At 66.1% G+C, this 18482-nt stretch carries 19 protein-coding genes; 11 read left to right on the forward strand and 8 right to left on the reverse strand.

Annotation, left to right across the window (positions count from 1 at the left end; translation table 11 throughout):
• Positions 1-94 precede the first annotated feature (94 nt).
• From ACNFH5_RS24470 to ACNFH5_RS24490, 5 genes are read right to left on the reverse strand one after another with little or no spacing between them, the layout of a single operon-like run.
• The gene (locus tag ACNFH5_RS24470) at positions 95-853 is read right to left on the reverse strand and encodes an ABC transporter permease (protein ID WP_416750487.1); all 759 of its coding nucleotides are present in this window, start codon (positions 851-853) and stop codon (positions 95-97) included.
• The gene (locus ACNFH5_RS24475) at positions 850-2049 is read right to left on the reverse strand and encodes an ABC transporter substrate-binding protein (protein WP_416750489.1); all 1200 of its coding nucleotides are present in this window, start codon (positions 2047-2049) and stop codon (positions 850-852) included. Before ACNFH5_RS24475 ends, ACNFH5_RS24470 begins: the two co-directional genes overlap by 4 nt.
• Positions 2015-2851, reverse strand: coding sequence for an ABC transporter ATP-binding protein (locus ACNFH5_RS24480; protein ID WP_416750491.1), 837 nt, complete (start codon positions 2849-2851; stop codon positions 2015-2017). Before ACNFH5_RS24480 ends, ACNFH5_RS24475 begins: the two co-directional genes overlap by 35 nt.
• A complete protein-coding gene (locus ACNFH5_RS24485; protein ID WP_416750493.1) occupies positions 2848-3906 on the reverse strand; it encodes an acyl-CoA dehydrogenase family protein in 1059 nt (352 codons plus the stop codon). Before ACNFH5_RS24485 ends, ACNFH5_RS24480 begins: the two co-directional genes overlap by 4 nt.
• A 46-nt stretch (positions 3907-3952) precedes the next feature.
• Positions 3953-4513, reverse strand: coding sequence for a carboxymuconolactone decarboxylase family protein (locus ACNFH5_RS24490; protein WP_416750495.1), 561 nt, complete (start codon positions 4511-4513; stop codon positions 3953-3955).
• A gap of 104 nt (positions 4514-4617) precedes the next feature.
• Between ACNFH5_RS24490 and ACNFH5_RS24495 the strand changes: the two genes are divergently transcribed.
• Positions 4618-5520 (forward strand): AraC family transcriptional regulator, encoded by a 903-nt coding sequence (locus ACNFH5_RS24495; RefSeq protein ID WP_416750497.1) that lies wholly within the window; start codon positions 4618-4620, stop codon positions 5518-5520.
• 8 nt (positions 5521-5528) lie between these two features.
• Here ACNFH5_RS24495 and ACNFH5_RS24500 read toward each other — a convergent pair whose 3' ends face one another.
• Complete coding sequence (locus ACNFH5_RS24500) at positions 5529-6290, reverse strand: DUF899 domain-containing protein (protein WP_416750499.1); 762 nt, start codon at positions 6288-6290, stop codon at positions 5529-5531.
• Positions 6291-6385: 95 nt separating this feature from the next.
• On the opposite strand from ACNFH5_RS24500, the gene ACNFH5_RS24505 reads away from it, so the two are divergent.
• From ACNFH5_RS24505 to ACNFH5_RS24535, 7 genes are all read left to right on the forward strand, one after another.
• Positions 6386-7582, forward strand: a complete 1197-nt coding sequence (locus ACNFH5_RS24505; RefSeq protein WP_416750501.1) for a helix-turn-helix domain-containing protein — start codon at positions 6386-6388, stop codon at positions 7580-7582.
• 40 nt (positions 7583-7622) lie between these two features.
• Positions 7623-8273: a glutamine cyclotransferase gene (locus tag ACNFH5_RS24510; protein ID WP_416750503.1), complete on the forward strand. Its 651-nt coding sequence runs from the start codon at positions 7623-7625 to the stop codon at positions 8271-8273.
• A gap of 75 nt (positions 8274-8348) precedes the next feature.
• Complete coding sequence (locus ACNFH5_RS24515; RefSeq protein WP_416750505.1) at positions 8349-8798, forward strand: methyltransferase family protein; 450 nt, start codon at positions 8349-8351, stop codon at positions 8796-8798.
• Positions 8799-8897: 99 nt separating this feature from the next.
• Positions 8898-9590: a response regulator transcription factor gene (locus ACNFH5_RS24520; protein ID WP_416750507.1), complete on the forward strand. Its 693-nt coding sequence runs from the start codon at positions 8898-8900 to the stop codon at positions 9588-9590.
• Complete coding sequence (locus tag ACNFH5_RS24525; protein ID WP_416750509.1) at positions 9590-10966, forward strand: histidine kinase sensor domain-containing protein; 1377 nt, start codon at positions 9590-9592, stop codon at positions 10964-10966. The genes ACNFH5_RS24520 and ACNFH5_RS24525 overlap by 1 nt, the downstream gene beginning before the upstream one ends.
• A gap of 87 nt (positions 10967-11053) precedes the next feature.
• Positions 11054-13273 (forward strand): TonB-dependent siderophore receptor, encoded by a 2220-nt coding sequence (locus ACNFH5_RS24530; protein ID WP_416750722.1) that lies wholly within the window; start codon positions 11054-11056, stop codon positions 13271-13273.
• A 24-nt stretch (positions 13274-13297) separates the two neighbouring features.
• Entirely contained in the window at positions 13298-14191 is an 894-nt protein-coding gene (locus tag ACNFH5_RS24535; RefSeq protein WP_416750511.1) for an alpha/beta hydrolase, read from the forward strand.
• Positions 14192-14337: 146 nt separating this feature from the next.
• Here ACNFH5_RS24535 and ACNFH5_RS24540 read toward each other — a convergent pair whose 3' ends face one another.
• Complete coding sequence (locus tag ACNFH5_RS24540; RefSeq protein WP_416750514.1) at positions 14338-15231, reverse strand: LysR family transcriptional regulator; 894 nt, start codon at positions 15229-15231, stop codon at positions 14338-14340.
• A gap of 99 nt (positions 15232-15330) precedes the next feature.
• Here ACNFH5_RS24540 and ACNFH5_RS24545 point away from each other — a divergent pair, with 99 nt between their 5' ends.
• Positions 15331-16107: an NAD(P)H-dependent oxidoreductase gene (locus ACNFH5_RS24545; protein WP_416750516.1), complete on the forward strand. Its 777-nt coding sequence runs from the start codon at positions 15331-15333 to the stop codon at positions 16105-16107.
• Between the two features lie 87 nt (positions 16108-16194).
• Here ACNFH5_RS24545 and ACNFH5_RS24550 read toward each other — a convergent pair whose 3' ends face one another.
• Positions 16195-17010, reverse strand: coding sequence for an aminotransferase class IV family protein (locus ACNFH5_RS24550; protein ID WP_416750518.1), 816 nt, complete (start codon positions 17008-17010; stop codon positions 16195-16197).
• A gap of 124 nt (positions 17011-17134) precedes the next feature.
• Here ACNFH5_RS24550 and gcvA point away from each other — a divergent pair, with 124 nt between their 5' ends.
• Positions 17135-18049 (forward strand): transcriptional regulator GcvA, encoded by a 915-nt coding sequence (gene gcvA / locus ACNFH5_RS24555; protein ID WP_416750520.1) that lies wholly within the window; start codon positions 17135-17137, stop codon positions 18047-18049.
• Between the two features lie 90 nt (positions 18050-18139).
• Positions 18140-18481, forward strand: coding sequence for an FKBP-type peptidyl-prolyl cis-trans isomerase (locus ACNFH5_RS24560; protein ID WP_416750522.1), 342 nt, complete (start codon positions 18140-18142; stop codon positions 18479-18481).
• Position 18482 lies beyond the last annotated feature (1 nt).

Raw genomic sequence — 18482 nt, forward strand, 5'->3', positions numbered from 1 at the left:
CTGGCTACCCGAAACCCAGGACAGTCCCCTCTCCCTTCGGAGCCGGGCGCGTAGCCAGGGTCAGGGCTGTATCAAGAACACTCAGAAGGTCCCATCACCCCCGTCGCCGATACAGGCTGCGCGCCACTGCATCCAAGGCGAAGCCCAGCACGCCGATCAGCAACACCATGGCCATCAGCTCCGAGTAGGCCAGGCGATCCCGCGTGTCGAGGATGTAGTAACCCAGTCCCGCGCTGACGCCGAGCATTTCGCAGGGCACCAGCACGATCCAGAGAATGCCGATGGCCAGGCGTACGCCCGTCAGCACATGGCCGAGCACGCCGGGCAGGATGACCTTGCGCAGCGTCTCGAACGGCGTCGCGCTGAGACTCCTCGACAACTGCAGCCAGCGCGGATCGAGCTGGCGCACGCCGGCGGCGGTATTGAGCAGGATCGGCCAGACCGCAGCGAACGCCAGCAGGAAGTAGATCGGCGAGTCGCCCACGCCCATCAGCATTACTGCGATGGGCATCCACGACAACGGCGAAATCATCCGCAGGAACTGGAAAGCCGGCGTGGTCGCCGCCTCCAGGTGACGCGAGGCGCCTACCAGCAAGCCCAGCGGTACGCCGACGGCGAGAGCCAGCAGCAGCCCCAGCAGTACCCGTTTCAGGCTCACCAGCACATGCTCGTACAGCTCCGGCCGGGCGAGCAGCTCGCCCAGGCTGGTGAAGGTCGCCTGGGGCGAGAACAGCTGCCCCAGGCCATCGCCACCGAACTGGCGCACACCGAGCCACCACAAGCCGAGCAGGATGGCGAGCCCGACCAGGCCCAGCGCCCAGTGGCGGCGCGTGGAAAGTACAACGGGTGTCACGTGGTGATCTCCTCGCTGCGCTCGAAGCTATCGGGGAAGCCGAAGGCGCTCAAGCCGCCCACGCTGGCAATGGCATTGCGCACGAAGCGATCGTCCACCAGGTCCTTGGCTACCTGTGTCGGCTCCAGTGCGGCGAGGAAGCCCTTGTCGCCCTGGATCAGTGTGTCCTTCAGGCGGCGCACCAATTCCTCGGTGTAGCTGGGGAACGGATACGGCTGGAAGTCGATGCGCTCCTCGTGCCAGTCGGCATGGCGGATGGCGCCGTCAGCCAGGTACTGCTGGCGTTCGCGGGCGGCCGGCGCCAGTACACGGCCGAGCACCTCCGGCGCGTGGGGCGTGTAGCGGTTCTCGCCGTCCTTGGACAGCAGCTTGGCCGCCTCGGCGCGGTTGTCGCGGGTCCATAGCTGCGCCTTGACGATGGCGTTGACCACTTTCTGCGACCACTCCGGGCGGTTGTTCAGATCGTGCTCATGCATGAACACCACACAGCATGCATGGTTGCGCCAGACATCGCCGGTAAAGCGCTGGATGCGCCCGACCTTGAGGTTCTCCGCGAGGGCGTTGAACGGCTCGGCGACGATGTAGCCGGCGATGCGTTTGGCGGCCAGCGCCGGAGGCATGTCCGACGGCGGCAGCACCACCAGGTTGACCTCATTGGCGGCCAGCGCGGCGTTGGCTGGCTTGCCTACCGCCTGCAGGCCGTTGTCACGCAACAACTGTTGCAGCACCACGTTGTGGATCGAGTACCAGAACGGAATCGCCAGGGTCTTGCCGCCCAGCTGCTTCACGTCGCTGATGTCCGGTGCCACGGTCAGCCCGGAGCCGCCGACGTGGTTCCAGGCCACCACCTTGGCGGGAACCTTGCTGCCGTAGCGCGCCCAGACGGTCATCGGTGACAGCAGGTGGATGACGTTGACCTGCCCGGAAATGAACGCCTCGATCACCTGTGCCCAGCTGCGCAGCAGCACCGGGCGCTCGGCCTTGATGCCTTCTGCGTCGAACAGGCCGTTGGCGTGGGCGACCAGCAGCGGCGTGGCGTCAGTGATCGGCAGGTAGCCGATGCGCACCGGTGCGTCCGGTTCGCTGGCGGCGCGCGCCTGCAGGCTGGTCAGCAGTGGCAACGCACCGGCGGCGGTGAGCAGCGCGCCGAGTTTGAGAATGTCACGTCGGGAGTGTGTGGGGTCGTCCAGGCACATGGGCAGGCTCCTGCGCAGAAGGGTTGTTTGCGTGGGTGCGGCTCGCCCGCCGTAGGGTTTTGAGGATGTCGACCCGCAGGGCGCCCAGTTCCTCGACCAGCTCCGCACGGGGTTGCGGCAGGTCGATGTGCCATTCGCCCAGCGTCCGCGCCGGGGTGTCACCCAGTAGCAGGATGCGGTCGGAAAGCAGCAGCGCTTCATCGATGTCATGGGTGATCAGCACGGCGGCGGTACGCCGCTCGTGGATGACTGTCAGCAGCAATTGCTGCATATCGGCGCGGGTCACCTCGTCCAGCGCGCCGAAGGGTTCGTCGAGCAGCAGCACCTGCGGCTGCCGCGCCAGGCAACGGGCCAGCGCGGTGCGCTGGGCCATGCCGCCGGAGAGTTGTGCTGGCAGGAAGTCGCGGGCATGGCCCAGCCCAACCGAGGCAATTGCCTCGTCCACACGGGCTTGCAGGGTGGCTTTGTCCAGCTTCGGCTGGCGGGCGAAGTCCAGGCCGAAGGCGACGTTCTTCGTCAGGTTCAGCCATGGCAGCAGGCTCGGGTCCTGGAAGGCCACCGCAACGCGCGGGTGCGGGCCGTCGATCGGCTGACCGAGCATTTGCACGACGCCAGCCGCCGGCTTCTGCAAGCCGGCCAGCACCCGCAGCAGGCTGGATTTGCCGACGCCGCTGGGGCCGAGGATGGAGACCACCTCTGCGCGAGCCAGCTCCAGGGCGAAGCCTTCCAGCACGCTGCGCCAACCGTTGTCTCCGGGATAGCCCAGGGCAACGTCGCTGGCCTGCAGGATCGCTCGGTTCATGCCCTGGCCTGCTTCTGCAGTTCAGTGCGCAGTTGCACCAGGCTCGGCGTGACGATGGGCACGAAGGCCGACTCACGCCAGCGCCGGGCAAAGGCCGCGCCGTGCTCGGTCAGGTAGGCCTTGCCGCCGCTGGCCTGCAGTTCCAGCTGAACAGCGGCAGCTGCACCCTCGGCCAGGCCGATGCGGATGCGGAACAACCGCGCCGGCTCGGTCAGAAAGGCGCCATCGAGCAGGCCTTCGCGCAAGCGTGCAACCTTCTCGTCCAGCTCATCGGCCAGACGCTGCTGTTCTTCGCACAGCACCGAACGACGGTCGCTCAGGTGCTCGCGCACGGACTCCAGGGCCTTGCGGGTCAGGCCAATGCTCATGGCGCATTGCAGGCTGAGGAAGGCCGGGCGCACGCGTGGCAGGTATTGGCGGGCATCCTCGTGCAGCAGCCAGTCGCGCGGCAGATCGACCGCTGAGAAATCCAGCGCAGCGGTGTTGCTCGATTGCAGGCCGAGCAGTTGCAGATCGTCAGAGCGGGTCAGGCCCACGCGGTCCGACGGGATCGCCGCCACCAGCGGTGCCGCTCCCTCTCGTTCGATGGCCGCCGCCACCACGAAGCGCCCTTTGCGCAGGTTGGTCACCCAGTGCAGCCGACCATCGAGGCTCCAGCCATCGCCGGTCGAAGTCGCGTTCACTTGCAGGCGTTCAATGCCCGAGAGGAACTTCATGGCGTTGGACAGCCCGGTAGCGCCGGCCAGGCTGCCGTCGAGCAGTTCGCCGAGCAGGCGGTCACCCAGCACGCGATTGGGGCTCTGCAACAGGTATTCGATGAAGGCGCGCTGGCCCCAGAAGACGAAGGCGGCCGTCAGCGAATGGCCGGCCACATCGGCAATGGCGTCGATCGCATCGAGCACGCTGCCGCCATTGCCGCCGCGCTCTTCGGGCACACCGATGGCGAACAGCCCGGCGGCAGCCAGTTGCGGCAGTACGCTCTGCGGGTCGGTATGGCCGAGGTCGAGGCCCTCGGCATGGTCGTCGAGCCAGCGGCTCAGGGTCGGGTCGAGCATTTCGCTCTCCTTGCTTGGGCGGCGGCTGCCGCCCGGTCACACGAAATCAGTGGGTGGCCTTTTCCCAACGGTATTTGCCCAGCTCGGGGTTCAGCGGGGTCTGGGCCAGCACGTTGGCGAAGTTGCACAGGGTCGCCAGACTGATACCCAGCAGCACTTCCAGCGCATTGCCATCGCTGAAGCCGGCAGCACGGAAGGCCGCAAGGCCAGCATCGCTGACCGCGCCGCGGGTGGCGATGGATTCACGGGCGAACGCGGCCAGGGCCTCCAGGCGCGCATCGGGCAGCTCGCGCTGTTCGCGCAGGGCGGCTATGACTTCCTCGGGCAGCTTGGCCTTGTTGAAGGCCACCGCCGTGTGCCCGGCTACGCAGAAGTCGCAGCCGTGGGTGGTGGCGGCGATCAACTGGACCACTTCGCGCTCGGGCAGGCCCAGGTCGGACTTGCCGTTGAGGCCGGAAACGGTGACGTAGGTTTCCAGCGCGGCCGGCGCGTTGGCCAGCACTCCCAGCAGGTTGGGGATGAAGCCGGACCCCTTGAGGGCATTCTCGAGGAACGGCTTGGCAGCTTCCGGGGCGCTGTCGAGGGTCTGGATGGGCAGGCGGGACATGGTTCGACTCCGTTGAAATGGGGTGTCGAAAAAGTCTGTTGGTAATAAGAAATCCATTCAATATTCTAAAGTCGCTATCACTTGCTCATGAGTCTTTCCATTAGATGATTTCGTCCAGCCCCCTCGTTGATTGGTTATTAGACAACCTCGAACTGAGCGCGAGCCTGTTTCACGTGGGACGCTATTGCGGCGGCTGGCACGCATCGACGCATGGCTTGGCGCGGGCCAGTTTCCACCTGGTGGTGCAAGGGCATTGCTGGCTGCACCTGGAAGACGAAGCGCCCTGTCGGCTGGATAGCGGTGACGCGGTGTTCATCCTGCGCGATGTGCCATATCGGCTGTCCAACGAATCCAGTGCCGACGAGGCGGCTTGCCAGCCGCGCCAGAGCATGACCGCGCTGGAGCTGCAGGCCGAGGATGGCGTGGGGCTGGTCTGCGGGTTCTTCCAGTTCGATTCGGGGCTGTCGGCGCTGATCATCGACGCCCTGCCCGCCTTCCTCGTGCTGCGTGCCGAGGAGCCGTCCCAGCGGGCCGCGCGCAGTCTGTTCGAGCTGATCCTGGAGGAATGCCAGCGGCAGCCCGCGCCGTCGCAGCAGATGCTCGAACGGCTGAGCCATCTGCTGTTCCTCTACGTGCTGCGGCAGCAGGTCGTGGCCAACGTATCCCTCGGCGGGCTGGTCGCCCTCGCTCGCCAACCGCAGTTCGCCAGCCTGCTTGAGCGGATGATCCAGCAACCACAGTTGCCCTGGACACTGGAAGACATGGCGGCCTGCGCGGGCCTGTCGCGTTCGGCCTTCTTCAAGCGCTTCAACGAAACCTGCGGGCAATCGCCCGGCCAGGTACTGCTGGCCCTGCGCATGGGCCAGGCGTGCCGGCTGCTCAAGGCCGACCAGAGCGTGGCGGAAGTCGCGGCTGCCGTGGGCTACCAGTCCATCGCGGCGTTCACCCGTGCCTTCCGCAAGGCGACCGGACAGCAGCCAGGCGCATTTCGCCGCGCAGCCAACTGACGTGCTGCCTAGCGTCCGGCCTCGTATTCGTCGTGCCGCCGCCACCACATACCCTGCTCATTGCGCCCCAGCGGCGCGCGGTCGAGCCACTGGAACAGGCCCCACAGTGAGTCCAGGCCGCGGGCGTAGGTGGAGTAGCAGTGATAGAGGTTGCCGCCTTCGCGAACGAAGCTGCTCATGCCCGGCATATCGCGGGTGAAGGTCGCCACATCAGTGCCACAGCAGGCGGCCGTTTCCACCACGGGGGCCGGTGCAGGGCCTGTAATGGGGCCTTCGCGACGGAAGTTGTAGTCGACTTCCCCGCCGCGCTGCTGCGCCTCGGTGAAGGACACGTTGAAGTCATAGTTGAAGCCGCTGCCGTGGGATGACGCCCAGGGGAAACTCCAGCCCATGCGTCGGCGGTAGGCCAGCAGCTTTTCCAGTGGCGCGCGGGACACCGCCACCAGGCTCACGTCATGGTTCGCCAGGTGGGTGGCGTAACCGTCGAAGCCATCGGCGATGTTTGAGCAGGAGGGGCAGCCGGCGCGGTAGTCCGGGCCGAACATGAAGTGGTAGACCAGCAACTGCGAGCGGCCGGCGAACAGGTCCGCGAGACGTGCCGGCCCCTGCTCGGTGTCGAAACGGTAGTCCTTGTCGATCAACACCCAGGGCAGCGCCTGGCGCTTGCGCGCCAGCTCGTCGCTACGCCGGGTCAGGGCCTTTTCCTCAGCCAGCAGTTCCAGGCGCGCGGTGAGCCATTCTTCGCGGGTGGCGGTGGGATGGGCAGTCATGACAGTTCTCCTCCGCCAACGGCGGCTCGATGGGCATGGCATAGACTAGGCAGCGGGCGTCGGGGGACGGGAGTGACAAAGTTGGCAGGATTTCCATGGATTCGCTGATCACGGCGGCGGCCAGCGCCCTGGCGGCGGGCGACCCACTGGGCGCGCTGAACCGCGTGGCGCTGCGCGAGGACCCGCCAGCGCTGGCCTTGCGCGGCATCGCCATGGCCCAGTTGGGCGAATTTCCCCTCGCCCGCACTCTGCTGCGTCGCGCCGCCCGCGCCTTTGGCGCCCACGAACCGATGGAGCGCGCCCGCTGCCGGGTGGCCGAGGCGGAAGTGGCGCTGGCCAGCCGCGAGCTGAACTGGCCGACCGAACCGCTGGAGCAGGCGGCGCAGGTGCTACAGAGCCACGGCGACAGGATCAATGCCGCCCATGCCCGCTACCTGCTGATCCGCCGTGCGCTGCTGATCGGCAAGCTCGATGAAGCCGACACGTTGCTGGGCTCGCTGGAACCGGGTTCGCTACCCGCGCCTCTGCGCACGGTGCATTGGCTGATCGCTGCCGGCCTCGCCGTTCGCCGGCTGCAAGCAGGCGAGGCGCGAACCACATTGCGCCTGGCTGCCGACGCGGCTGCAGCATCGGGCATTCCAGCCCTGTGTGCAGAGGTGGATCAGGCGGTGCACATTCTTGATGCGCCGGCAGCCCGGCGCATCGACCGACAAACCACGCGCCTGCTGTCGCTGGATGAAGTGGAAAGCCTGCTGCGCTCCGATGCCCTGGTGATCGACGCCTGCCGCAATCGTATTGGTGATCTTGCCTTGGGCAGCCGCCCGGTACTTTTCGCCCTCGCCCGCGCGCTGGCCGAAGCCTGGCCCGTTGATGTGTCACGCGTCGAACTGATCGGCCGGGTGTTCCGCACCCGCCAGCCGGATGAAACCCACCGGGCGCGCCTGCGCGTGGAAATGGGCCGTCTGCGGCGTCTGCTACAGCCTTTGGCGGGGATTCAGTCGACTTCGCGTGGCTATGTGCTGGTTGCCGCCAATCCGGTGGTCCTTGCGCCGCCGCTGGAGGACGCCAACGCTGAAGTGCTGGCGCTGCTCAGCGATGGCCAGGCCTGGTCCAGTTCGGCCCTTGCACTGGCGCTGGATACCAGCCAGCGCAGCGTTCAACGCACCCTCGAAGCACTGGCCGAAACTCGTCGGGTACAGGCGCTGGGGCAAGGGCGCGCGCGACGCTGGACACTGCCGCCCGCGCCAGGATTCGCGACGACCTTGTTACTCCCCGCGCCCTTCGGTGCCTGAATAGGCTGAAGGCTCCAATCCACACATGCAGGGCGACACCATGACCACTCACTACAAGCAATCCCCGGCGCAGGTTCTGCAGGAATACGGCCCCTTCCCCGGCGTCAGTACCGTCCACGGCCTGACCTTCGACGGCCAGCGCGTCTGGTTCGCAGTGGGCGAGCGCCTGCAGAGCCTGGACCCGAAGGACGGCCACCTGGAGCGCGCCATCGAAGTTCCCGCCCACGCCGGCACTGCGTTCGACGGTGCGCACCTGTACCAGATCGCCGAAAGCCGCATCCAGAAGATCGACCCGGCGAGCGGCAAGGTGCTCTCGACCATTCCCGCGCCGGGCAACGGCGGCGATTCAGGCATGGCCTGGGCGGAGGGTTCGCTCTGGGTCGGCGAGTACCGCGCACGGAAGATTCATCAGATCGACCCGGAAACCGGTGAAGTCCTACGCACGATTGATTCAAATCGTTTCGTCACCGGCGTGACCTGGGTCGAAGGCCAACTCTGGCACGGTACATGGGAACCAGAAGCGACCTACAGCGAGCTACGCCGCATCGACCCACAATCTGGCGCGGTTCTGGAGCAACTGGACATGCCCGACGGTGTGCATGTATCCGGCCTGGAAGCGGATGGCGGCGAGCGTTTCTACTGCGGCGGCGGCAACAGCGGCAAGGTGCGCGCGGTACGTCGGCCGCGCTGAGGCGCGCTAAGGAAAGCAATCTGGGCTAGTGTTGGCACCTCACTGGAGATGGCCGCACTGGCCCGGAGACCGAGCATGGATTGGCTGGAACACCGTATTCCCCCGCCCCTGGTGGCGTTCATCAGCGGCCTGCTGATGTGGTTGGCGGTTCGCCCGATCACGGCGCCGGGCAGCCGTCTGTGGCTGGCCCTGCTGGTAGCACTGGGTGGCGTCGCGGTCTGTCTGGCGGGCGTGGCGTCCTTCCGCCGCGCCCACACCACGGTCAACCCGCTGAAACCGGAAAGCGCCTCCGCACTGGTGATTGCCGGCATCTACCGGCACACCCGCAACCCCATGTACCTGGGTTTCGCCATCATTCTGCTGGGCTGGTGCGTGTTCCTCGGCTCGGCACTGGCGGTGCTCGGTGTCGCCGCCTTCGTGCTCTACATCGGGCGATTCCAGATCCGCCCCGAGGAAAGAGCGTTGCGCGAACTGTTCGGCGCGGAGTTCGACGCCTTCTGCAGCCGGGTACGACGCTGGGTCTGAGGGCCTCGCGGCAGATTGCCATTGCCTTCCGACCGGGAGAGATGAGATATTTGCAAATGCTAAACATTCGCATCAAAGAAACTCTCATCAAGGTTTACCGTGTCCCCTTCACTTCTGCTGGTGGAGGACGATTCCCGTCTTCGCCTGGACCTCGAACGCCATTTCTGTCAGCGCGGCTTTTCCGTCACCACCTGCGCCAACGGTGACCAGGGCCTCGTAGCCGTTCACCAGAACGACTTCGATCTGGTCCTGCTGGACATCATGCTGCCCGGCGTCGATGGCCTGTCCCTGCTCGACACCCTGCGCAGCCATCGCGCTACGCCGGTGATGCTGATGTCCGCCCTTGGCGCGGAACAGGACCGCATCACCGGTTTCACCCGTGGCGCCGACGATTACCTGCCCAAGCCTTTCAGCCTGGCGGAGCTGGATGCGCGCATCGATGCGCTGTTGCGCCGGGTCGATCTGGATCGCGCGCGATCCGCTCCGCGCCCACAAGGCTCGCTGCAGTTTGACGATGAACTGCAGGACGTCTCCCGCGCCGGTGAACACGCCGGCCTGACAAACTCCGAATACCGCCTTCTGGCCACGCTGAACGCCCACGCCGGCGAGGCGCTGAGCAAGAGTTTCCTCTACCAGAGCGTGCTGCACCGCGCCTACACCCGCCTCGACCGCGGGCTGGACGTGCACGTCTGCAACCTGCGCCGCAAGTTGGCCGCAATCGGCGCGCAACAGGTACAGATCCAGGCTGTGCGCGGCCAGGGCTACATCCTGGTGGACGCGGAACGTCACTGATGCGCCGTCATCCGCTGCTGTGGAAAATCGCCGCACTGCAGGTCGGCTTCTGCCTGTTGCTCACCTGGCTGATCTGGACCTGGGGCCTGTCGCTGGAGCGCAGCACCTACTTCCTGGGCGAAGCCGATCGCGAGTACCTCGCGCGCTACGCTGAGCAGGCGGAGAGGGTCGTTGACCAGCACGGCGCAGAAGGTGTCGAGCGCTTCCGTCGGGAGCTGTCCGCCGCCGAAGACACCTGGGTCGCGGTGATCGGTGAACACCTGCAGAGCCTGGGCACTACGCCGCTGACGGCGGAAGAATCCAGCCACCTGACGTTCATGCGCAAGCTCGACTGGCCGATGAGCCGGCGCCTGCAGGACGAGTTGCCTTACGTCAGCATCGAGTTTGCGCAACACCCCGAGCGCGGCCGACTGGTCATGCAACTGCCCGAACGCCTGCTACCCGGCGGGCTGACGCCCTGGACGCACCTGTTCAGCCACGGCGTGGTTCCGACCCTCCTGGCCGCCCTCCTCGGCCTGTTGATCTATCGGCACCTGGTGCTGCCGCTCAACCGGCTGCGTGCCCGCGCCGATGCCTTGCGCGCGGACGACCTGGACAGCGAAGGACCGGGCACGCCGCTGGCCCACCGCCGTGACGAGCTTGGCGAGCTCGCGCTGGCCTTCGATCACATGGCCGATCGGCTTCGTCACAGCCTGGCGCAGCAGCGACTGCTTCTGCGCACGCTGTCCCATGAATTGCGTACTCCATTGGCCCGCCTGCGCATCGCCCACGACAGCGACCTGCCTGCGCAGCAGTTGCGCGAGCGGCTGGACCGCGAGATCAACGACATGCAGCGCCTGCTGGAAGACACCCTGGACCTGGCCTGGATGGACACCGAGCGTCCGCAGCTGGAGCGCGAACCAGTGCTGGTGCTCTCGGTGTGGGAAGCGCTGTGCGAGGACGCCTGCTTCGAAAGCGGCTGGGAGGCCGCGCGTCTGCCCTGCTCGCTGGGCACCGACTGCGTGGTGCAGGTGCACCTGGACAGCTTTGCCCAGGCCATCGAGAACCTGCTGCGCAATGGCATCCGCCACTCCCCGCGCGGTGGCAGCGTGCGCCTGGACGGCTGGCGCGAGGGCAACTTCTGGCACCTGTGCATCAGCGACGACGGGCCTGGCGTCGCCGAGGCAGACCTCGAACGCATCTTCCAGCCCTACCAGCGGCTGCAGCCCTCCGAGTCCAGCGGATTCGGCCTGGGTCTTGCCATCGCCCGGCGCGGTGTCGAACTGGCCGACGGGCGCATGTGGGCAGAGAACGGCAGCAAAAATGGCAATCGTGGCCTGTGCCTGCACCTTTTGCTCCCAGCGGCACCGACCCACGACTGCGTCGCAAGTGTTTAGAAAGTTAATGCGCTTTACTAGCAAATAGCAGTAATTATCATTTGGCGATCTTTCAGTTGCCGGAGATCACCGATGTCGCCCCGTCCGATGCAGTTCGTTCCGCCCTTCCTGCTGCTTTCCAGTTGCCTGCTGTCCTTCGCCGTACAGGCCGCCAGCGCCGATTCCGAGCCTGTCGAACTCGACAGCGAAACGATCGTCGCCACCGCCGCCGAGGAAGCCAAGCAGATGCCGGGCGTGTCGATCATCACTGCCGAGGACATCAAGAAGCGCCCGCCCGCCAGCGACCTGTCGCAGATCATCCGCACCATGCCGGGCGTCAACCTGACCGGCAACTCCACCAGCGGCCAGCGTGGCAACAACCGCCAGATCGACATTCGCGGCATGGGCCCGGAAAACACCCTGATCCTCGTGGACGGCAAGCCAGTCGCCAGCCGCAACGCCGTGCGCTACGGCTGGCGCGGCGAGCGCGATTCCCGTGGCGACACCAATTGGGTGCCGGCCGACCAGGTAGAGCGCATCGAAGTGCTGCGTGGCCCGGCGGCGGCGCGTTATGGCAATGGCGCGGCGGGCGGCGTGGTGAACATCATCACCAAGCAGGCCGGCAAGGAAACCCACGGTGACGTCACCGTCTACAGCAACTTCCCGCAGCACAGCGACGAAGGCGCCACCCAGCGCATGACCTTCGGCCTCAACGGCCCGCTGACCGATACCCTGAGCTACCGCGTCTACGGCAACGTCGCCAAGACCGACTCGGACGACTGGGACATCAACGCCGGCCACGAATCCAACCGCACCGGCAACCAGGCCGGCACCCTGCCCGCCGGTCGCGAAGGCGTGCGCAACAAGGACGTCAACGGCCTGCTCAGCTGGCACCTGACGCCCGAGCAGACTCTCGACTTCGAAGCCGGTTTCAGCCGCCAGGGCAACATCTACACCGGCGATACCCAGAACACCAACAGCAACGCCAACGTGAAATCCATGCTCGGTCACGAGACCAACCGCATGTACCGCGAGAACTACTCGATCACCCACCGCGGCGAGTGGGACTTCGGCAGTTCCATGGCCTACCTGCAGTACGAGAAGACCCGCAACAGTCGCATCAACGAAGGCCTGGCCGGTGGCACCGAGGGTATCTTCAGCAACACTGATTTCTACACCGCCACCCTGCGCGACCTGACCGCCCACGGCGAAGTGAACCTGCCGTTACACGCCTGGCGCGACCAGACCCTGACCCTGGGCAGCGAGTGGGTGCAGCAGAAGCTCGACGACCCGAGCGCCAATACCCAGACCACCAGCGAAGGCGGCTCGGTGCCGGGCCTCACCAGCACCAACCGCGATACGTCCTCGCAGGCGCAGATCTTCTCGCTGTTCGCCGAGGACAACATCGAACTGCTGCCCGGCACCATGCTCACCCCGGGCCTGCGCTGGGATCACCACAGCATCGTCGGTGACAACTTCAGCCCGTCGCTGAACCTGTCCCACGCGCTGACCGACAGCGTCACCCTCAAGGCCGGCATCGCCCGCGCCTACAAGGCGCCGAACCTGTACCAGCTGAACTCCGACTACCTGCTCTACAGCCGAGGCCAGGGCTGCTACGGCCAGACCACCAGCTGCTACCTGCAGGGCAACGAAGACCTCAAGGCGGAAACCAGCGTCAACAAGGAGCTGGGCATCGAGTTCAACCAGGACGGCCTGATCGCCGGCCTGACCTACTTCCGCAACGACTACAAGAACAAGATCGAATCGGGCCTGTCGCCCATCGATCAGGCTACCGGCGGCACCGGCAGCTACGCCAACGCGGCGATCTACCAGTGGGAGAACGTGCCCAAGGCGCTGGTCGAGGGCCTGGAAGGCACCCTGACCATCCCGCTGATGGAACAGCTGAAGTGGAGCAACAACTTCACCTACATGCTGCAATCCAAGAACAAGGAAACCGGCGACGTGCTCTCGGTAACGCCGAAGTACACCCTGAACTCCATGCTCGACTGGCAGGCCACCGACGCCTTGTCGCTGCAGGCCAGCGTCGCCTGGTACGGCAAGCAGAAGCCGAAGAAGTACGACTACCACGGCGACCGTGTCACCGGCAGCGCCAACAACCAGCTCTCGCCCTACGCTATCGCCGGGCTGAGCGGCACCTACGTGTTCACCAAGAACCTGAGCTTCACCGCCGGGGTGGACAACGTCTTCGACAAGCGCCTGTTCCGTGAAGGCAACGCCCAGGGCGTGGCGAACATCGAAGGCGCCGGCGCCGCCACCTACAACGAGCCGGGCCGCACGCTGTACACCAGCCTCACCGCGTCCTTCTGATTCGTAGAACGAGAAAAAAGCCTGATGAGATTTCGCCTCCTGGCCCTGGCATTGGCACTCGCCGTGCCGGGGCTGGCAGCGCACGCCGCGCCTGCCCCCGATCAGAAAATGGACACCCACCTGCTGCAGCGCAACGACCTGGCCTACCGCTTCAGCGAGCTGAAGCTGGACTCCGCCGACGGCCAGCGCCACTACCAGCTGTGGATCGCCCGCCCGAACCAACCCGCGCCTGCTGCCGGCTATTCGCTGGTATGGATGCTCGACGGCAACGCCGCCATCGGCGCGCTGGACGAAAAGCTGCTGGCCGACCTGAACAACGGCAAGGCCCCATTGCTGGTCGCCGTGGGTTACCAGACACCCCTGCGCCTCGACCGCGCCGGCCGCACCCGCGACTACACCCCGCCACGCCCGGAGCTCGCCGAGCAGAAAGACCCGCTTACCGGCGACCCCAGCGGCGGCGCCGATGCCTTCCTTGACCTGATGCGCGACCGCATGCTCCCGGCGGTAAATGCCCAGGCACCCATCGACCGCTCGCAGCAGACCCTCTGGGGCCATTCCTACGGAGGCCTGCTGACGCTCCATGCGCTGCTAACCCGGCCGCAGCAGTTCAACTTCTACGCCCCGGCAAGCCCTTCGCTGTGGTGGGGCGACGGCGCCATCCTCAAGGAGCAGACTGGCTTCGCCCAGCGCCTGGCCGGACATTCCGCGCAGCTACTGCTGATGCGCGGCGGCGAGGAGCCCTTCAAGCCGCGCGAAGACATCACCCCCAGCGCTCCCCGCGCCGCTCAGCAACTGGTGGACGACGTCGCCAAGGTGCCGGGCATGCAGGCCCGGTTCCATGCCTTCGATGGCATGAGCCATGGGCAGACGCTGGCCGCTTCGCTGCAGTACCTGTTGCGGACGCGGTTTACCCGGTGACCTGACGCGCCGCCTCCCGAAGAGCGCGCGGCACTTCGCCGGAGCTACCTGTAGGAGCGAGCCTGCTCGCGAACACGAACTCCCCGACCACTTCGGTGCTGGGCGGTGGTTCGCGAGCAAGCTCGCTCCTACAAAAGCACCAACGCTCAGACTGATGCCGCAATCTGCTCGCGCAACCACCGATGTGCCGGGTCACGGTGCGAACGCTCGTCCCATAGCATCGACATCTCGTAACCCGGTACCTCCACCGGCGCTTCCACCACGCGCAGCGCCGGGTTATCCCGCACCAGTCGCGCCGGGACCATAGCGACCAGGTCGCTGCTGGCCAGCGCCGAGATGACGAAAAGGAAGTGCGGTACCGACAAGGCTACGCGCCGGCTGAGTCCCACCGCCGCCAGCGCTTCGTCGGTCAGGCCACTGAAACCGCCGCCATCGGGCGAGACCATCACATGCTCCAGCTGGCAGAACTGCGCCAGGGACGGCTTGCGCTTGAGCTTGGGGTGCCCTGCGCGGCCCGCCAGCACATAACGCTCGGTAAAGAGCGTGCGGCGGCGCATGCCCGGCGGGCTGCCTTCGGTGGTGTGGAACGCCAGGTCGATTTCGCCCTGCTCCGCCTGCCGGGCGATGCGCGGCGGCGATAGTTCCAGTAGCGCCAGGCGAGTAGCCGGCGCGCTGCCGCGGATGGCGCTCAAGGCCGGCAACAGAATGGTGGATTCGCCGTAGTCGGTCGCGGCAATGCGCCAGGTGTTGTCTGCCTGGGCCGGATCGAAAGGCGCGGATGGCGCCACTGCCTGCTCCAGCGCCTCCAGGGCGATGCGCAACGGCTCACGCAGGGATTCCGCCCGCGCCGTCGGGCGCATGCCGCGCGGACCGGGTAGCAGCAATGGGTCATCGAAGATGTCGCGCAGCTTGGCCAGGTGCACGCTGACCGAGGGCTGCGAGAAGTTCAGCCGCTCGGCCGTACGGGTGACGTTGTGCTCGGAAAGCAGCACATCCAGGGTCACCAGCAGATTGAGGTCGAGCCTGCGCAGATTATTCATTGATATACCTGGGATACCGGATATTCATTTCTACTATACCCTGGCAATCCGCATCCTGCGTCCATCCCCTCTCACCGGATGACTCACAGGAAGGCATTCATGAACGTACTGATCGTCTACGCCCACCCAGAGCCACGCTCGCTCAATGGCTCGCTGAAGGATTTCGCCGTGCGTCGCCTGCGGGCCGGCGGCCATGAAGTTCAGGTCTCGGACCTCTACGCGATGAACTGGAAAGCCACGCTGGATGCCTCCGACAGCCTCGATCGCGACCCCGAGGCACGCTTTGATCCATCGCTGGACTCCAAGCGCGCCTATGCTGCCGGTCGGCAGAGCAGCGACATCGCCGCTGAGCAGGAAAAGCTGCGCTGGGCCGACACGGTGATCCTGCAGTTCCCGCTGTGGTGGTTCACCATGCCGGCGATCCTCAAGGGCTGGTTCGAGCGGGTCTACGCCTACGGCTTTGCCTATGGCGTCGGCGAGCACTCCGACGCGCGCTGGGGCGACCGCTACGGCGAAGGCAATCTGGCTGGCAAGCGCGCCATGCTGGTGGTTACCACCGGTGGTTGGGAATCGCACTACAGCGCGCGCGGCATCAATGGGCCGATCGATGACCTGTTGTTCCCGATTCACCACGGCGTGCTGCACTACCCCGGTTTTGACGTACTGCCGCCCTACCTGGTCTACCGCACCAGCCGCGTCGACGCCGAACGCTACGCGCAGATCGAACGGGAACTGGGCGAGCGCCTGGATAACCTCCAGGCCACCACGCCCATCCCCTTCCGCCGGCAGAACGGCGGCGACTATGAGATTCCCGCGCTGACCTTGCGGGAAGAGATCAACCAGGGCGCCACTGGCTTCGCTGCGCATCTGGATTGACCTTATGTTCGCGAGCAAGCTCGCTCCTGCAGGGTCATGCACGCGGCTTTCTTGTAGGAGCGAGCTTGCTCGCGAACCACCAAATCCTCAGGGCCTCACCCGAGGCTCCGCGTCGAAGGCACGGCGCAGCAGCTCGACGAACTCCGGCGCCGCCGGGATTTCCACATCACCGATGCGGTTTACCGGCACTGCCGGCGTCCAGGAGTTCATCACCACGGCGCCCGCGAGGCGCGGCAGGTCCTGCTGGTCGATGCTCAGCGACGACTGCCGCGCGCCGAGCTTGTCCAGTTGGCGCTGGAGGATGCCCATGGTGGTGCCCGTGAGCATCTTCGCCCGCGGCCAGATCACCGACTCGCCGTCCCAGAACGCCAGGTTCCAGATGGTTGCCTCGCTGAAACGGCCACGATGGTCGGTGAACACCGCATCATCGAAACCGGCAGCCACTGCTTCGCGCAGGTACCAGGTCTTGGCGATCTCGCCGACGTGCTTGATCTCCGGCAGCACCCGCTCATGCCCGGCGATGGCCAGTGACAGCGGCCCCTGCGGCCCATCGGACGGCGGCGCGCTGCGCACCAGCAGCTCGGGCCGGTGCTCGGGGCCGGCAACAGTGAATTCCCCGGCGGGCGAGTACACCGTAGCCATCAGCGAAGTATCGTCCGGCGCTTGCTCCAGCGCGGCGCGCAGGGCCGCGCGGATTTCCTCGTCGGCATGGCTCTGGCCGAACAACCGCTGCGAAGCATTGCGCAAGCGCTCCAGATGCAGGTCCAGCCCACGGATACCGCCGCCGCGCACCTGCATGGCGGTGAAGTGCGCGTAGCCTGCGAAGGCCAGGGGCGCCAGGTCGTCCGCGCTGGCGGGCTGGGCGTTGCGTTGGGTGATGTAGGGATGGATGGCGGCTGACATGGCGTTGGCTTCCTCTGCTCGGTGATCTTCAAGTTCAGTAACAAGTGAAGCCACTATCGGCCTTTGACGAAGCCAGGAGAAACGAGTATTTCTCGACAGATCATCAAACAGGATTTGAAGATCAATGAGCCGCTCCTTTCCCGGCATCCGCTCCCTGCGCACGTTTGAGGCCGCCGGCCGCCACCTGAATTTCACCCGCGCGGCGGAAGAAGTCGGCCTTACGCCAGCGGCGGTCAGCCACCAGATCAAGGAGCTGGAAGACCAGCTCGGCCTCTGCCTGTTCGTGCGCACCAGCCGCAGCATCCAGCTGACCCCGGCGGGCGCGCTGCTGCTGGAGGCGGCGGCGGAATCCCTCGGCCTGCTGCACCGTGCCACCGTGCGCGCGCGGCGATTGGCGCGCACCTCGGAACAACTGCGGGTTTCGCTCACCGCGCGCTTCGCCACCCACTGGCTACTGCCGCGCCTGCCGCAGTTCCGGGCACTGCATCCGGGGCTGAAACTCAGCTTCGACGTCAGCGACGAGCTGCGCGACTTCGCCGTCGACGATATCGACCTGGCCATTCGTTTCGGCAGCGGGCGCTACCCCGGTCTGCAGGCCGAGCGCCTGTTCGATACCCAGATCGTCCCGGTTTGCTGTCCGAGCCTGCTGGAAGACGGCCCGCCCCTGCGCGAGCCGCGCGACTTGAAGGCCCACACTTTGTGCCACGTGGTGTGCGAAACCGAAGGTGCGTCCTGGCCGGACTGGTCGCGCTGGATGGCGGCGGCCGGCGTGGAAGACTTCGACGCCAGTGGCTGCGTTACCTTCGAAGACACCAGCCACGTGGTGCAGGCAGTTCTGGAGGGCGGCGCTGTCGGGCTGGCCGACCATGCCATGGTTGCCCGGGAACTGGAACAGGGCCTGCTGGTGCAGCCGTTCGCCCTGGGCGTGCGGGTCGCCGAGGACTACGCCTACAACCTGGTGTATCCATTGGCCAGCGCGGACGATCCGCGCGTCAAAGCCTTCCGCGAATGGATTCTCGGGGAAATGGCCACGGGCTGAACGCTCGGGCGGCTTGCAAAGGTCGTGCTTTCCTGCGAAAACGCACGCCCTCGCGGCGTTCCTGCCGCACCTGCCTTACAGGAAAACGCCATGAGCAGCGAACTGCAGATCGAAGATATCGTCGTCGGCGACGGCAAGGCCGTGGTCAAGGGAGCGCTGATTACCACCCAGTACAAGGGCACCCTGGAGGACGGCACCGTCTTCGATTCCTCGTACGACAAGGGCCGCCCGTTCCAGTGCGTGATCGGCACTGGCCGGGTGATAAAGGGCTGGGACCAGGGCCTGATGGGCATGAAGGTCGGCGGCAAGCGCAAGCTCTTCGTGCCGGCGCACCTGGCTTACGGCGAGCGTCAGGTCGGCGCACACATCCAGCCCAACTCCAATCTGCTGTTCGAGATCGAACTGCTGGAAGTCCTCACCCGCGACGATTGAA

The sequence above is a fragment of the Pseudomonas sp. NY15435 genome, assembly GCF_048068295.1.
Lineage (GTDB): Bacteria > Pseudomonadota > Gammaproteobacteria > Pseudomonadales > Pseudomonadaceae > Pseudomonas.

Bases quoted from the DNA above. Each gene is read 5' to 3' on its own strand.
- ACNFH5_RS24475 (WP_416750489.1), bottom strand. From the start codon at position 2,049: ATGTGCCTGGACGACCCCACACACTCCCGACGTGACATTCTCAAACTC.
- ACNFH5_RS24480 (WP_416750491.1), bottom strand. From the start codon at position 2,851: ATGAACCGAGCGATCCTGCAGGCCAGCGACGTTGCCCTGGGCTATCCC.
- ACNFH5_RS24485 (WP_416750493.1), bottom strand. From the start codon at position 3,906: ATGCTCGACCCGACCCTGAGCCGCTGGCTCGACGACCATGCCGAGGGC.
- ACNFH5_RS24490 (WP_416750495.1), bottom strand. From the start codon at position 4,513: ATGTCCCGCCTGCCCATCCAGACCCTCGACAGCGCCCCGGAAGCTGCC.
- ACNFH5_RS24495 (WP_416750497.1), top strand. From the start codon at position 4,618: ATGATTTCGTCCAGCCCCCTCGTTGATTGGTTATTAGACAACCTCGAA.
- ACNFH5_RS24500 (WP_416750499.1), bottom strand. From the start codon at position 6,290: ATGACTGCCCATCCCACCGCCACCCGCGAAGAATGGCTCACCGCGCGC.
- ACNFH5_RS24505 (WP_416750501.1), top strand. From the start codon at position 6,386: ATGGATTCGCTGATCACGGCGGCGGCCAGCGCCCTGGCGGCGGGCGAC.
- ACNFH5_RS24510 (WP_416750503.1), top strand. From the start codon at position 7,623: ATGACCACTCACTACAAGCAATCCCCGGCGCAGGTTCTGCAGGAATAC.
- ACNFH5_RS24515 (WP_416750505.1), top strand. From the start codon at position 8,349: ATGGATTGGCTGGAACACCGTATTCCCCCGCCCCTGGTGGCGTTCATC.
- ACNFH5_RS24525 (WP_416750509.1), top strand. From the start codon at position 9,590: ATGCGCCGTCATCCGCTGCTGTGGAAAATCGCCGCACTGCAGGTCGGC.
- ACNFH5_RS24530 (WP_416750722.1), top strand. From the start codon at position 11,054: ATGCAGTTCGTTCCGCCCTTCCTGCTGCTTTCCAGTTGCCTGCTGTCC.
- ACNFH5_RS24535 (WP_416750511.1), top strand. From the start codon at position 13,298: ATGAGATTTCGCCTCCTGGCCCTGGCATTGGCACTCGCCGTGCCGGGG.
- ACNFH5_RS24540 (WP_416750514.1), bottom strand. From the start codon at position 15,231: ATGAATAATCTGCGCAGGCTCGACCTCAATCTGCTGGTGACCCTGGAT.
- ACNFH5_RS24545 (WP_416750516.1), top strand. From the start codon at position 15,331: ATGAACGTACTGATCGTCTACGCCCACCCAGAGCCACGCTCGCTCAAT.
- ACNFH5_RS24550 (WP_416750518.1), bottom strand. From the start codon at position 17,010: ATGTCAGCCGCCATCCATCCCTACATCACCCAACGCAACGCCCAGCCC.
- gcvA (WP_416750520.1), top strand. From the start codon at position 17,135: ATGAGCCGCTCCTTTCCCGGCATCCGCTCCCTGCGCACGTTTGAGGCC.
- ACNFH5_RS24560 (WP_416750522.1), top strand. From the start codon at position 18,140: ATGAGCAGCGAACTGCAGATCGAAGATATCGTCGTCGGCGACGGCAAG.